This window comes from Mesorhizobium sp. M1143 (assembly GCF_040318435.1).
Lineage (GTDB): Bacteria > Pseudomonadota > Alphaproteobacteria > Rhizobiales > Rhizobiaceae > Mesorhizobium.
Window position 1 is genome coordinate 14,471 of sequence record NZ_JAMYMJ010000017.1, and the last position, 12,915, is coordinate 27,385.

Sequence of the window (12,915 nt, forward strand, 5' to 3'; positions counted from 1 at the left end):
CGTCTTTTCTATCAATTATCGACCACGATCTGATCCGAACACCGGCTCCCACTTTTCGGGATCATGGTCTAGAAGCCGAGCACCTCGGCATTGATCGATGCTTCAAGCCCACCGTCAACAGGCACATTGGCGCCGTTGACCCAGCGTGCGCCGTCCGAGCACAGGAACAGCACGACAGGCGCGATGTCGCCCGAGGTTCCGGCGCGCCCGACCCTGGCGATGTCGCTGTCCACGCGGGCGTCACCCAGCACATTGCGGAACTGTTTGAGGATCGGCGTCTCGACCGGGCCGGGGCTCACTGCATTGACGCGGATGCCGCGGCTCCTGAACAGATCCTGATGTGCGGCGCGCTGCGTCCACAACAGCAGCAGCTCCTTGGAAACGGGATAGCCTTCCTCGTTCTTCACCTGATGGTCGGCGATCATCTTCGCCACATCGGGAAAGCCTTCGATGCCGACCATCGATGCCGCGCGGTTGAGATTGGCGCGCCAGCCATAGCCGGCGATCGAGGCGACGTTGACCACGGCGCCGCCTTCACGAAGTCTTGGTGCGAGGCCTTCCGAGAGCGCGCGCAGGCCGTAGAAGTTGACCGCCAGTGTCGACACCGCACCGGTGTTGCCGGGGAGGCCGGCGACATTGCAGAGCGCATCGATGCGCTGCGGCAGGCGCCCGAGGAGATCGTCGACGCCGGCCTTGGATGAGATGTCAGCCTTGACGAAACTGCCGGCCGATGCTGCCGGTTCACGCACGTCGACGCCGATCACGTCAGCGCCCAGTTGGCCGGCAAGTTCGGCCGTGCGAGCGCCGATACCAGAGGCGACACCGGTGATGAGGATGGTCTTGCCGAACAGCATGGTCACGCCTTTTCTGGATGCGTTGCGGCCTGTTGCGGCGAGGGCGCCGCGTCGCCATCTGCGGCGTTTGGCGGGAGCCTGACGCGATAGCCGACCGGCAGCAGGCGCAGGCCGAAGCGCTCCTCCAGCGTTCCCCACAGGCCGCGCGGCAGGAAGAGCGAGAACAGCACCGCCGTGGCGCCGAGGCCGATCAGATACCAGACGCCGGCGCCGCCGAACCAGGTCTCGATGAGGAAGAACAGCAGCGCACCCAGAATGGCGCCCTCGAAGGTGCCGATGCCGCCGACCAGCACCATGAAGATCATGTAGGCGGTCCACTGGACGTTGAAGTAGGTTTTCGGCTGGAAGGTGATCGACGTGGCCAACCACAGCGCGCCGGCCATGCCGATGCCGAAGGCGGCGAGCACGAAGAGCAGCCGCTTGGTTCCGGTGACGCGCACGCCGACCGATGCCGCGGCCTCCTCATTGTCCCTGATGGCGCGGATGGCCGCACCCGTGCTGCCACGCAGCAGGCTAAACAGGATGGCAAGGAGCGCCGTCATCGCGGCCAACGCCAGCCAGTAGATCGTCGCCCGCCTGGAACCGGCGTCATAGATGTTGAGCGAGATCAGCGACGTCCCGGTCTCGCCTTGCACCAGCCGGTCGAGATTGACCAGCAGATGGGTGAGCGCCGCGATCACCCACATGCCGATGGCGAACTCGCCGTTCTTAAGCTTCAGCATGAACAGCGACATTGGCCAGGAGATCGCGCCGACGATGATCGCCGAAACGAACAGCGAGGCGAACGGGTTGAGGCCGGCATCGGCCAGACGGATGGCGAAATAGGCGCCGAGGCCGAAGAACACTTGCTGTCCAACCGAAACCAGCCCGCCGAAGCCGGCCAGCGCGTTCCACATCGCTGCCAGGATCACATAGATGAACAAGGCGGTCAGGCGGTCGACGGCGCCGGCCGACAGGAAGTGCGGCGCGATGCCAAGCAGCGCGATGATGACGACGACCGCAATCGCCGAGATGCGCGAGGCGGAGGTGCCGCGCTCGATGACGGGGTCGTTTAAAACCGCGCTCATGATGCTTTCCTCGCGGGCAGGCGCAGCAGGCCGCGCAGGCCAAGGCCGGAGGTGGAGAGCCGGATGAACAGCACGATCAGGAAGGCGACATGGCCGCCGATCAGAAAACCTTGCGGATGGATCTGCGCGCCGAGCGTCTGGGCGAGCGCCAGAACGATGCCGCCGACCAGCGTGCCCCATAGCGAACCGGCGCCGCCGATCACCGCCGCCTCGAAAGCGAACAGCAATTGAGGTGCGCCGGTATAGGGATCGAAGGTGGCGCGCATGGCGAGGAAGGCGCCGGCAAGACCGACCGTGACCATGGCGATGGCGGCGGCGAGGGCGTTGGCGCGGCGCGCATCGACGCCGACGAGACCGGCCGTGTCGGGATCTTCCGACGTGGCGCGGATCGAGCGGCCAAGCCTGGTGTTGGTAAGGAACAGCTGCAGTCCGCCAAGCAATATGACGGCGGCGGCGAACATGATCACGGCAAGCTTGCCGACATAGATGCTGCCCGGCCATTCCCAGGAATCGTAGGAGAGGCTGCCGATATAGGGCGCCAGCGAACGTGTGTCGGCGCCGAACTGCTCGAACAGCGCATTGTCGATGACGATGGCGAGGCCGAACGTGGTCAGGATCGGCAGCAGCGCGCCTCCACGGGCGCTGCGCTCGAGCAGGAAGCGTTGCAGCGCCCAGCCGATGGCCGCCATCAGCGGCAGCACGATGAGCAGGCCGACGAAGGGCGAGATATGGAATTGCGAGGCGAGCCACCACAGCGCGTAGGCGGAAAACACGGCCAGGCTGCCATGCGCGAGGTTGATGATGCGCATCACCGAAAACATGAAGGAGAGGCCGCAGGCGATCAGCGCGTAGTAGCCGCCGAGCAGGATGCCCTGGACGATCTGGTTGCTCATGCCGGCACACTCCCGGCGCTTTTTCTGTGCAGGCCGAAATAGGCTTTCGTCACTTCATCGCGGGACATGCCCTTGCTCGGGCCTTCCAGCGCGACGCGTCCTTCGAGCATGCAGATGACCTTGTCCGAGACCGAGAGCGCGCGATTGAGGTCCTGTTCGACCAGGATGATCGTCGTGCCGGAGCTGATCAGCCCTTGCAGCGAAGCGTATACGCGATCGACCACCAGCGGCGACAGGCCGAGCGAGACCTCGTCGAGCAGCAGCAGCTCCGGATTGCTCATCAACGCGCGGCCGATGGCGGTGGCCTGCTGCTCGCCACCGGAGAGATGCCCGGTCTTGGCGTGGCGGCGCGGCTTCAGATTGGGGAACGTGTCGAGCACTCGTTCCACGCTCCAGTCGCCGGGACGGCCGGCGGTTCTGCCAAGCAGGAGGTTCTCCTCGACCGTCATCTGCACGAACAGTTTTCGACCTTCCGGCACCAGCGCGACGCCCATGCCGACGCGCTTGTGCGAGGGAACGCCGGTGATATCGGCGCCATTCAGCAGCACGCGGCCGGCCGTCGGCTGGTGCGCGCCGGCGATCGCCCGCAGCAGCGTCGTCTTGCCGGCGCCGTTGGCGCCGACCAGCGCCAGCGTTTCGCCGCGCTCGATCGTAAAGCTCACACCGCGCACCGCCTGCAACAGGCCATGGCGGACGACCAGATTCTCGATTGCGAGCAGGCTCATTTCGGGCCTCCGCCGAGATAGGCGCGCACGACTTCCGGGTCGGCCATCACCGCTTGCGGCTCGCCATCGGCGATGATCTTGCCGGCGTCCATACAGATCAGCCGCTCTGCCACCTGCAGCAGGATGTGGACGATGTGCTCGATCCAGACGATGCCGATCTTGCGGCGGCGCAATTCCTTGATGGTATCGACAAGTTCGCTCGCCTCGCCATCGGTCAGTCCGCCGCCGATCTCGTCGAGCAGAAGCAGCGTAGGCCTTGCCGCGAGCGCGCGGGCAAGTTCCAGCCGCTTGCGGTCGAGCAGGCCGAGCGTTTCGGCGCGCCGGTTGGCCACGCCCATCATGCCGCACAGTTTCAGCGACTCCAGCGCCTCTTCATAGGCCTCGTCGCGGGCGAGACCGGCGCCATGCGACGCGGCAACAAAAACGTTCTCGAAGGTGGTCATGCCGCTGAACGGCTTGGGCACCTGGTGCGTGCGCACCAGGCCGAGACGACAGCGCGCTGTAGCCGGCATCGCGGTCACATCGCCACCCTTGAAGGCGACCGTGCCGGCGCTCGGCGGGAAGGCGCCTGATAAGATGCTGAGCAGCGTCGTCTTGCCGGCGCCGTTCGGGCCGACGATGCCGACGGCCTCATCGGCATTCATGGCGAAGTCGACATCGTCGAGCACCACCAGCGCGCCGAAGCGTTTCTGGATGCCGGCAGCGCGGAGGATCGCGGCGTTTGCTGAACCGTTCACGATGCGATCCCCGTAGCCGACCGTCAGCCGTTATACGGCTGGAGCTTGGCCTCGACCGGAACCTTCGGGTCGGTGGCGTTCTCGGTCACGACGTAGTCGAGCGGGAATTTGCCGCCTTCCTTGGCCGCCACCCATTGGGTGCCGATGATCGGGCCGGGAGAGACATTGGCGACCGGGCCGCTGGTGAAGTCGACCTTGCCGATCATGGTCTCGGTGTTGAGCGTGCTCAGCGCCTTGGCGACGGCCGCCTTGTCCTTGGCGTCGGTGCTTGCCTTCAGCGCCTCGAAGCCGGCGTCGAGCAGCGACATCGAGGCGCCGAGCTGCTGCGTCCACTGCTTGCCGCTGGCGGCCTCATAACCGTCGGCCAGTTCGATTCCCGAAACGCCGGTCAGCGGCGACTTGTAGGGAAAGGCCTTGTGCCAGTAAGCGGCGCTCGAAATCTTGTTGCCGAGATCGCCCAGCGCCTCGATGTCGGACGGGAACAATCCGGTCTTGGCGACCTGGCAGATCTTGATCTGCTTGATCAGGCCTTGCTGTGCAGCCTGACGCCAGAAGGCGGCGAAGTCCGGCGGGATCGGGAAGGAGTTGAAGATCTCGACGCCTTCCTGCTTGAACAGCGCGATCTGCGAGGAATAGTCGGTGGTGCCGGTCTCGTAGGCGCCGGGATCGACGATGGTGAAACCCTGCTTTGCCAGCAACGGCGCCAGATGGGTGCGGATGGCATTGCCGTCGGCGTCGTTGGGATACATGACGCCGACCTTCTTGTTGGTCTCGATCAGGTTCCATTGCGAGATGTAGGTCCGGAAGAACTCGTCGACGCCGAAGCCGAAATGATAGGTCCATTTGAACGGCGAGGGTTCGCCGGGCTTGGCGCCGCGGCCGAAATACCAGGCCTCCCACGGCATGACGGTGGAGAGGCAAGGCACGCCGGCGGCTTCGCAGGCGTCGGCGACCGGGTTGATCACCTCCGGCGTCGACACCGCAAGCATCAGGTCGACGGCCTGGTTGTTGATGAGGTCCTTGGCGAGCTGGCCGGCGCGGGACGGGTCGGATTGCGTGTCCTGGTCGATGATCTCGACACTGTATTTCTTGCCGCCGATGTCTAGGCCGTTGGCGAGCGCCTTGCGGGCGAGGTCGAGCACATAGCCGTCGGTCTGGCCGAAGCCGGCGAGCGGCCCGGTGCGCGGGCTGACAAAGCCGACCTTCAGCGTGTCGGCGGCCTGCGCGAAGGCCTGGCCGCGGCTGAGCGCAAGTGCCGCGCCGCCGGCGAGCGATGTGGCGATGAACTGGCGCCGCGAGACGCCGGATTTGCTTGAGGTCATGCTGGTATTCCTCCCTTTCCTGACGGCACCTGGAGGTCACCGCCGGCCTGCTCAAAATCGATGCCGCCCGTTCTTAAGATCGGAGATCGCCCCGGCAGGCCTTGAGGCGGCAGCGGAACGCCGCCAATGCCGATAACGGCACGATTTCGATCCTCCCATCGTCACAGTGCCCTAGGTGTTTGGTTTGGTAAAATGATATTTTGCGGTGTTTCGTTAACCAACAGGTTATGGAAATACGGCTGAAGGCCCGCTCTGCGCCAGATTGGCGAAAGGTGCTCAGGCGTTCTGGCTGGCCGCCTCGCGAATGGTCTGCAGCAGGATGGTGAAGGCCGGCGAAGGCGCAGTGTCGGTCCGCATCGTCAGGCCGACCGGCCCTTTGGTTTCCTCGGTGTTGACGGGCAAGGCGACGAAGGCGCCGCTGGAGAGTTCGTTGGCGACGACGCCTGTCGATATGATCCAGACCGCATTGCTTTGGCGCAGGAAGGCACGGCCGAAGGAATCCGAGACGGTCTCGATCTCGGTCGCAGGCGCCGTCATGCCGTTGGTGATGAACAGGCGGTCGACGAAGGGGCGGATGACCGACTCCCGCGTCGGCATCAGCACCGGGAATTCATCGAGCCGGGCGAAGATGTCCTGGCCCGGCTGCAGCAGCGGATGGCCGGCCCTCACCACGAACAGCACCGGTTCGGAATAGAGATGCTCGAAGAAGAAGCCGGTCATGTTTTCCGGCGCCGCAAGCCGGCCGACGACGAGATCGAGCGCACCGACGCGCAACTGTTCCAGCAGGACCGCGTTCTCGCCGGTGACGATCTTGATCGCAGCACCGGTATTTTCACTCAGGAACAGGCTTATGGCGCGTGGCATCACCTTGGCCGACACTGTCGGGAGCGCGCCGATGCGGATCGGATGCCGGTTGATGGCGCCGTCCTGGCGGACGGAATCGACGCCGCGCTTCAGTGCCGTGATCGCCGTGCCGGCATGGCCGAGAAAGATTTCGCCAAGCCGTGTCACCCTGATGCCGCGGCCGTCGCGTTCGACGACAGCGATGCCAAGCGCCTCCTCCAATTCGCGCAACGTCTTGGTCACGGCCGGTGGGCTGACATGGAGAAAGTCGGCCGCCCTCGCCACGCTGCCTTGCCGCGCTACCTCAAGGAATGCCTGCAGGTGACGGAACCTTATGCGGCTTTCGGACATGTTCTCATAACCTAGCAGTTAATGAAACGGCGTAAAATATCATTTTACCAAACCAAATGCCTTGTGCAATGTGAACACGGAGGATCGAAATCGTGCCATTCGTCAACATTGGCGGCATCACGCTGCACCATCGCCATATCAAGGCGAAGGGAAATGCGCGGCCGATCGTGTTCATCAATTCGCTGGGCACCGACTTCCGCGTCTGGGACGAGGTGTTGTCCGAACTGGGTGGCGAAATGCCTGTGTTGGTCTACGACAAGCGCGGCCATGGCCTGTCCGACATTGGTGGCGTCAGCTCGATCGACGAGCATGTCGATGATCTGTCGGGCCTGATCGATCATTTCGAACTGAACAATGCGGTGCTGTGCGGCCTGTCGGTGGGCGGCCTGATTGCGCAAGGGTTTTATGCCCGGCGCCCCGAAATCGTCGACGGCCTCATCCTGTGCGACACCGCCCACAAGATCGGCACGGCCGACAGCTGGAACACCCGCATCGAAACGGTCGAAAGCAAAGGTATCCAGGCCATCGCCGATGCCGTGCTCAAAATGTGGTTTACGCCTGCCTTCCACGCGGACCGTGTCGCCGAGCTCGACGGCTACTGGAACATGATGACCCGGCAAGCCGTCGCCGGCTATGTCGGCACCTGCGCCGCGGTGCGCGATGCCGATTTCACCGAGGCCGCGCAGGGGATCGCGGTACCCACGCTTTGCGTCGTTGGCGACCAGGACGGCTCGACGCCGCCGGATCTCGTCCGCTGGCTGGCCGATCTGATCCCAGGCGCACATTTCGAAATCATTCGTGACGCCGCGCACATCCCTTGCGTCGAACAGCCCAAGGCGCTGACCACCCTGATCCGCGATTTCGTCGCGGCGCTTCCCCTGAGAAAGCAGACCCATGGATGAACTGCCCAAAAACGAAACCAGATATCAGACCGGGCTGACCGTCAGGCGCTCGGTGCTCGGCGACCCGCATGTTGATCGCAGCGAGGATGCCGTCACCGATTTCGACCGGCCGTTCCAGGAGCTGATCACCGAGGCAGCCTGGGGCACTGTGTGGGCGCGTCCGGGCTTCAGCAGGCGCGAACGCTCGATCGTGACGCTGGCACTGCTGGCCGCCCTTGGCCATGATGAAGAGGTCGCCATGCATGTGCGCGCCACCGCCAACACCGGTGCGTCGCGCGACGATATCTGCGAAGCGTTCCTGCATGTCGCGATCTATGCCGGCGTGCCGGCCGCCAACCGCGCCTTCAGGATCGCCAAGGAGGTGTTTTCGGAAATGGACGGAAGCAGGGCTGGCCATGCCAGCTGATGCCGGCTCGAACCGCAGGCCCGAGAGCGGAGCCTTCTTCCAGCGCGACCGCGGCTGGCATCCGCCGGCGCTGACGCCCGACTACAAGACGTCGGTGCTGCGCTCGCCGCAAAAGGCGCTGCTGGCCTTCGACAACACGGCGTCGGAAATCACCGGTCCGGTGTTCGGCCACGCCATGCTCGGCGAACTCGACAATGACCTGATCCACAACTTCGCCAAGCCCGGCGAGAGCGCAATCGGCGAGCGTATCATCGTCTATGGCCGCGTGCTCGACGAGCGCGGCCAGGGCGTCTCCGGCGCGCTGCTCGAATTCTGGCAGGCCAATTCAGGCGGCCGCTACCGCCACAAGAAGGACGGCTATCTCGCGCCGCTCGATCCGAATTTCGGCGGCTGCGGCCGCACCATCACCGATGCCGACGGCGGCTATGCCTTTCGCACGGTGAAGCCAGGTCCCTATCCCTGGCAGAACGGGCCCAATGACTGGCGGCCGTCGCACATCCATTTCTCGGTGTTCGGCCACGGCTTCGCACAGCGGCTGATCACGCAGATGTATTTCGAGGGCGACCCGCTGATCTGGCGGTGCCCGATCGTGCGCGGTATCCGCGACAGGGCGGCGATCGAAACGCTGGTCGCCGCGCTCGACATGCAGGCGACGATCCCGTTCGATGCGCGCGCCTACAAGTTCGACATCGTGTTGCGCGGACGTCGCGCCTCGCTGTTCGAAAACCGGCCGGAGGGAAATTGATGGCGCAGGCGCTGACCCGGCTGAAGGAGAGCCCGTCGCAGACCGCCGGGCCTTACGTGCATATCGGGCTGACGCCGAATTTCGGTGGTATCGGCGGCGTCTACCCGACAGACTTGGGCGCCACGATGCTCAACGACAACGCCAAGGGCGACCGCATCGGTTTGCGCATTCGCGTGCTCGACGGCACCGGCACGCCGCTCAGGGATGCCTTGATCGAAATCTGGCAAGCGGATGCCAATGGCTTCTACAATTCGCCGGCCGAATTGCGCGGCGATGCCGATCCGGATTTTCAGGGCTGGGGCCGTCAGCCGACCGACATGGAAACCGGCCTGTGCAGTTTTCAGACGATCAAGCCGGGACGCGTGCCGTATGGCGACGGGCGGCTGATGGCGCCGCATATCAGCTTGTGGATCGTCGCGCGCGGCATCAATATCGGCCTCCACACGCGGCTCTATTTCTCAGACGAGGCCAAGGCCAATGCCGAGGATCCGATCCTGGCCCGCATCGAGCACAAGGTGCGAGTGCCGACGCTGATCGCCGAGCGGCAAGGCGACAACTATATTTTCGACGTCCATCTCCAAGGGGAGAAGGAAACGGTCTTCTTCGACAGCTAGGAGACCAATGACATGACCGTATCGCCCTTCGACCATCCGCTGCTTTCCGGCCTGCTCGGCGACGAGGAGGCGGCTCGGCATTTTTCGGTGGATGGGGAAATCGCCGCCATGCTCGATTTCGAGCGCGCGCTGGCGCAAGCGGAAGCCGAAAGCGGGATTATCGGCACGGATGCCGCCGCGGCGATTATACCTGTCCTGTTGTCATACAAGCCGGACACCGCGCGGCTGCGGGCCGGTGTGGCGAAGGATGGCGTGATCGTGCCCGAACTGGTGCGCCAGTTGAAGGCAGCGGTCGGGGCGCCGCACGACGCCGGCGTGCATTTCGGCGCAACCAGCCAGGACGTCATCGACACTGGCCTGGTGCTTCGGCTGCGCCGGCTCATTGAACATGTCGACCTGCTGCTGACTGAAAACATTCTGCGGCTGGTGGGGCTGGAAGAACGTTTTGGCAGCCGTGCATTGACAGCGATGACGCGCATGCAGCCGGCGATCCCAATTCAGGCGTCGGACCGCGTGGCGGTGTGGCGCACGCCGCTGCAACGGCATCAGCAGAGACTGTCGGAGCAATCCAAGCGTCTGCTCGTGGTGCAGTTTGGCGGCGCCGCCGGCACGCTGGAGAAGCTGGGCGACAAAGGACCTGCCGTGCGCGCGGCCCTTGCCGCAAAGCTCGGCCTTGGCGACGCGCCGCAATGGCACAGCCAGCGGGATGCGCTGGCCGAATTCGCCGGGCTGCTATCGCTCATCACCGGCAGCCTCGGCAAGTTCGGCCAGGACATTGCGCTGATGGCTCAAGATAGAACCGACATCAAGCTGTCCGGCGGCGGCGGCTCGTCGGCCATGCCGCACAAGCAGAACCCGGTGAAGGCGGAAGTGCTGGTGACGCTGGCGCGCTTCAACGCCACCCAGCTTTCCGGCATGCATCAGGCGCTGGTGCATGAGCAGGAGCGCTCCGGTGCTGCCTGGACGCTGGAATGGCTGCTCTTGCCGCAGATGGCGGTTGCGACCGCGGCTGCGCTACGGCTCGCCGCCGAACTCGCCGGACAGATCGAAAGCCTGGGACACTGATGCGCACCCGGATTGTCATTGTCGGCTCCGGACCGTCCGGGCTGCTGCTTGGCCAGCTTCTCGGCACCATTGGCGTCGAGACGGTGATCCTCGAACGTTCGAGCCGGGAGCATGTGCTTGGCCGGGTGCGGGCAGGGGTGCTCGAACAAGGCACCGTCGAGTTGCTCGAAGAGGCGGGCGCAGCTGTAAGGCTGCATGCCGAGGGCCTGCTGCATGCCGGCATCTCGCTTGCGTTCGGCGGCGGCCTGCACCGGCTCGACCTCACGGCACTGACCGGCGGCAAGCATGTCACCGTCTATGGTCAGACCGAAGTGACGCACGATCTGATGGACAAGCGCGAGGCGGCCGGGCTGACCACCGTCTATGAGGCGGCCAACGTCGCGCTGCATGGTTTCGATGGCGAAGCGCCTTACGTCACCTACGGGAAGGACGGCGTCGGCCATCGCATCGACTGCGACTTCATCGCCGGCTGCGATGGCTATCACGGCGTCAGCCGCAAATCGGCGCCTGGGCAGGCGCTGAAAACCTTCGAGCGGACCTATCCCTTCGGCTGGCTCGGCGTGCTGGCCGAAGTGCCGCCGGCCGATCACGATCTGGTCTACGCCAACCATGAGCGGGGCTTTGCGCTGTGCTCGATGCGTTCGACGCATCGCAGCCGCTACTATGTGCAGGTCGCGGCTGACGAACAGGTCGACGCCTGGAGCGACGGTCGCTTCTGGGACGAGTTGCGCAGTCGCCTGCCGGAACAGACCGCAGCCGCCGTCGTTACCGGCCCGTCCTTCGAAAAATCGATCGCGCCGCTGCGCTCCTTCGTCGCCGAACCGATGCGCTTCGGCCGGCTGTTCCTGGTCGGCGACGCCGCCCATATCGTGCCGCCGACGGGCGCCAAGGGGCTCAACCTCGCCGCCAGCGACGTGCGCTATCTCTTTGCCGGGCTTCGCGAATTCTATCTGGACAAGTCGCCGGCCGGGCTCGACGCCTATTCAGCCAAAGCGCTGGCTCGGGTGTGGAAGGCGGTGCGCTTCTCCTGGTGGATGACGACGATGCTGCACCGCTTTCCCGATACGGGCGAGTTCGGCCAGCGCATCCAGGAAGCCGAGCTCGACTATCTCGTGCATTCGCAGGCGGCGTCGACCGCGCTGGCGGAGAACTATGTCGGTTTGCCCTATTAAGGGCAGTGCGATCTCAAACCCGTTCGAGCGCCACTGCGATGCCCTGGCCGACGCCGATGCACATGGTGGCGAGCGCATAGCGGGCGCCGCGCTCGCGCAGTTCCAGTGCCGCGGTGCCAGTGATACGCGCGCCCGACATGCCCAAGGGATGACCAAGCGCGATGGCGCCCCCATTCGGATTAACGTGCTCCGCGTCCTCGGAGATGCCGAGTTGGCGGAGCACGGCGATGCCTTGGGAGGCGAAAGCTTCGTTGAGCTCGATGACATCGAATTGCTGCGGTGTCAGGCCGAGGCGGGCGCAGAGCTTTTGTGTCGCCGGGGCAGGGCCGATGCCCATGATGCGTGGCGCCACGCCGGCAGCAGCGCCGCCGAGGACGCGGGCGATCGGCGTCAGGCCGTATTTTTTCACAGCCGCTTCGGAGGCGATGATCAGCGCTGCCGCGCCGTCATTGACGCCGGACGCGTTGCCGGCGGTGACGGTGCCGCCCTGGCGGAACGGCGTCGGCAATTTGGCTAGCGACTCGACCGTGGTGCCGGCGCGGGGATGCTCATCCTTCGATACGATAATCGCATCGCCCTTTTTCTGTGGGATCGTCACCGGGGTAATCTCCTTCGCCAGCCGGCCATTGGCCTGTGCCGCGACGGCCTTGTCCTGGCTGCGCACGGCAAAGGCGTCCTGGTCGGCGCGCGACACTGAAAAATCCTCGGCGACGTTCTCGCCGGTCTCCGGCATGGAATCGACGCCATACTGTTTCTTCATCAGCGGGTTGATGAAACGCCAGCCGATGGTGGTGTCGTGGATCTCGGCGTGGCGCGAAAAGGCTGTCTCGGCCTTGGGCATGACGAAGGGGGCGCGGCTCATCGATTCGACGCCGCCGGCGATCATCAACTCGGCTTCGCCCGCCTTGATGGCGCGGGCGGCAATGGTGAGCGCATCCATGCCGGAACCGCAGAGGCGATTGACGGTCGAGCCTGAAATTTCCTTCGGCAGTCCGGCCAGGAGCAGCGACATACGGGCTACATTGCGGTTGTCCTCGCCGGCCTGATTGGCGCAGCCATAGACGACGTCGTCGACAGCCTGCCAGTCGATGCCGGCATTGCGCTCGACCAGCGCCTTCAGCGGGATGGCGCCAAGATCGTCGGCCCGCACCGACGACAGCGAGCCGCCGAATCGGCCGATCGGGGTGCGGATGTAATCGCAGATGAATGCCTCGGTCAT

14 protein-coding genes are annotated in these 12,915 nt (G+C 64.8%); 6 read left to right on the forward strand and 8 right to left on the reverse strand.

Annotated elements, in window-relative coordinates; translation table 11 throughout:
- Positions 1–68: 68 nt before the first annotated feature.
- The 7 genes from NKH35_RS14320 to pcaQ all read right to left on the reverse strand — a co-directional run bounded on the left by NKH35_RS14320 (position 69) and on the right by pcaQ (position 6,792).
- Positions 69–854 carry a coniferyl-alcohol dehydrogenase gene (locus NKH35_RS14320; RefSeq protein WP_023725451.1) on the reverse strand — a complete coding sequence of 262 codons (786 nt, stop codon included), beginning with the start codon at positions 852–854 and terminating at the stop codon, positions 69–71.
- Positions 855–856: 2 nt separating this feature from the next.
- Entirely contained in the window at positions 857–1,921 is a 1,065-nt protein-coding gene (locus NKH35_RS14325) for a branched-chain amino acid ABC transporter permease (protein WP_023736027.1), read from the reverse strand.
- On the reverse strand, positions 1,918–2,814 hold the full coding sequence (locus NKH35_RS14330; RefSeq protein ID WP_352915013.1) for a branched-chain amino acid ABC transporter permease: 897 nt from the start codon (positions 2,812–2,814) through the stop codon (positions 1,918–1,920). The genes NKH35_RS14325 and NKH35_RS14330 overlap by 4 nt, the downstream gene beginning before the upstream one ends.
- Complete coding sequence (locus NKH35_RS14335) at positions 2,811–3,539, reverse strand: ABC transporter ATP-binding protein (protein ID WP_352858439.1); 729 nt, start codon at positions 3,537–3,539, stop codon at positions 2,811–2,813. Before NKH35_RS14335 ends, NKH35_RS14330 begins: the two co-directional genes overlap by 4 nt.
- Positions 3,536–4,276: an ABC transporter ATP-binding protein gene (locus NKH35_RS14340; protein ID WP_023691339.1), complete on the reverse strand. Its 741-nt coding sequence runs from the start codon at positions 4,274–4,276 to the stop codon at positions 3,536–3,538. The genes NKH35_RS14335 and NKH35_RS14340 overlap by 4 nt, the downstream gene beginning before the upstream one ends.
- A gap of 23 nt (positions 4,277–4,299) precedes the next feature.
- On the reverse strand, positions 4,300–5,598 hold the full coding sequence (locus tag NKH35_RS14345; protein ID WP_023733161.1) for an ABC transporter substrate-binding protein: 1,299 nt from the start codon (positions 5,596–5,598) through the stop codon (positions 4,300–4,302).
- 276 nt (positions 5,599–5,874) lie between these two features.
- A complete protein-coding gene (pcaQ, locus tag NKH35_RS14350; protein WP_023685275.1) occupies positions 5,875–6,792 on the reverse strand; it encodes a pca operon transcription factor PcaQ in 918 nt (305 codons plus the stop codon).
- Positions 6,793–6,884: 92 nt separating this feature from the next.
- On the opposite strand from pcaQ, the gene pcaD reads away from it, so the two are divergent.
- Genes pcaD through pobA form a run of 6 tightly spaced genes read left to right on the forward strand, consistent with a single transcriptional unit; the run spans position 6,885 to position 11,696 of the window.
- Positions 6,885–7,694 (forward strand): 3-oxoadipate enol-lactonase, encoded by an 810-nt coding sequence (gene pcaD, locus NKH35_RS14355; RefSeq protein ID WP_023687922.1) that lies wholly within the window; start codon positions 6,885–6,887, stop codon positions 7,692–7,694.
- A complete protein-coding gene (pcaC, locus tag NKH35_RS14360) occupies positions 7,687–8,100 on the forward strand; it encodes a 4-carboxymuconolactone decarboxylase (RefSeq protein ID WP_023685273.1) in 414 nt (137 codons plus the stop codon). The genes pcaD and pcaC overlap by 8 nt, the downstream gene beginning before the upstream one ends.
- On the forward strand, positions 8,090–8,845 hold the full coding sequence (pcaH, locus tag NKH35_RS14365) for a protocatechuate 3,4-dioxygenase subunit beta (protein WP_352915016.1): 756 nt from the start codon (positions 8,090–8,092) through the stop codon (positions 8,843–8,845). Before pcaC ends, pcaH begins: the two co-directional genes overlap by 11 nt.
- Positions 8,845–9,459: a protocatechuate 3,4-dioxygenase subunit alpha gene (gene pcaG, locus NKH35_RS14370; RefSeq protein WP_352915019.1), complete on the forward strand. Its 615-nt coding sequence runs from the start codon at positions 8,845–8,847 to the stop codon at positions 9,457–9,459. Before pcaH ends, pcaG begins: the two co-directional genes overlap by 1 nt.
- 12 nt (positions 9,460–9,471) lie before the next feature.
- Positions 9,472–10,524, forward strand: a complete 1,053-nt coding sequence (locus NKH35_RS14375) for a 3-carboxy-cis,cis-muconate cycloisomerase (RefSeq protein ID WP_352812042.1) — start codon at positions 9,472–9,474, stop codon at positions 10,522–10,524.
- Positions 10,524–11,696: a 4-hydroxybenzoate 3-monooxygenase gene (gene pobA, locus NKH35_RS14380; RefSeq protein ID WP_352915021.1), complete on the forward strand. Its 1,173-nt coding sequence runs from the start codon at positions 10,524–10,526 to the stop codon at positions 11,694–11,696. Before NKH35_RS14375 ends, pobA begins: the two co-directional genes overlap by 1 nt.
- A 13-nt stretch (positions 11,697–11,709) precedes the next feature.
- On the opposite strand, the gene pcaF is transcribed toward pobA, so the two are convergent.
- Complete coding sequence (pcaF, locus tag NKH35_RS14385) at positions 11,710–12,915, reverse strand: 3-oxoadipyl-CoA thiolase (protein ID WP_031201502.1); 1,206 nt, start codon at positions 12,913–12,915, stop codon at positions 11,710–11,712.